Origin of the sequence: Paraburkholderia mimosarum LMG 23256 = NBRC 106338, assembly GCF_000739815.1 — a bacterium.
GTDB classification, from domain to species: domain Bacteria; phylum Pseudomonadota; class Gammaproteobacteria; order Burkholderiales; family Burkholderiaceae; genus Paraburkholderia; species Paraburkholderia mimosarum.
Genome location: NZ_BBJJ01000330.1, coordinates 1 through 1,035, shown reverse-complemented (window position 1 = coordinate 1,035; position 1,035 = coordinate 1). Strand labels below are relative to the sequence as shown.

The 1,035-nt window shown below is 58.6% G+C and carries 1 pseudogene; it reads right to left on the bottom strand.

The window, feature by feature from the left end:
- Window positions 1-952 (bottom strand): annotated as a pseudogene (locus BMI01S_RS37720) (IS30 family transposase); the annotation flags it as partial.
- Window positions 953-1,035: the final 83 nt, after the last annotated feature.

Here is a 1,035-nt window from a genome sequence, read left to right as displayed (position 1 = left end):
AGTCCATTGGTATTTTCATTCGAACCCCGTTGCCAGGGGTGCTTCGGATCGCAGAAGTACACGGCAATGTCGGTGGCTATGGTGAATCGTTTGTGACCTGCCATCTCCGTGCCTCTGTCCCATGTGAGCGATTTATAGAGTTCGTGCGGGAGCTTGCTTGCATGTTTTATCAGCGCATTGACTACCGTCTCACTGTCCTTGCTGGTGAGCTTCACCAGCATGAGATAGCGCGTCTGGCGCTCTACAAGTGTTGCAATCTGGCTACCGCTGCTGCCACACAGCAGGTCTCCCAGTGACCAGGCACCGCGCGGTCTTCCACTGTGGCGGGCCGTTCGCTGATTGATATGGCGTCGCGGATCCTGCCGTGATCGTCTGTCTTCTGGGTGTGATGCCGCGACCGCCGCATGGCTCGGGTGCGCCGTAAATGTTCCAGCAGCTCTTTCTTCAGGGCGCCCCGCGCCTGAATGAAGAGACTACGGTAGATGGTCTCGTGTGACACGTGGTGATCCTCGTTGCGCGGCCAGGCGCGTTTCAGCCATCCAGCAATCTGCTGGGGCGACCACTGCAACTGGAGCTTGTCGGCAACGATATGGGCCAGCATCCGATACCTGACCAGTTTGCAGACCTTGGGCCGGTGCGCCCGTTCCCATGCGAGCTGGTCCGCATGGCTTGCCCTGTAGCCTTTCTCTCCACTGTTGCGCTTAATCTCGCGACAGATCGTGGAAGGCGACCGCGACAGTCGCCGTGCGATTGACTGGATCGAGTCGCCCGCCACGAGGCCTCTCGAGATCTCCTCGCGCTCAGCAAGCGTTAGCGCCAGCCTTGATCGCCGCCGTTGCGCGGGCTGGATTCCACCAGTTTGCGCCAGAATTCCTTCTACCGACGAATGATTGCGATTAAAAAGCTCGGCGATATGCTGCAACGACTCGCCTGCACGCCAACGCTCCCACATCAACGCTTTCTGGTTCTCGCTGTAGTAGATCCGGCGCCTCTGTTTCATTTGCAACACTCCCGCTGCTCATGCAGCGCTCATTG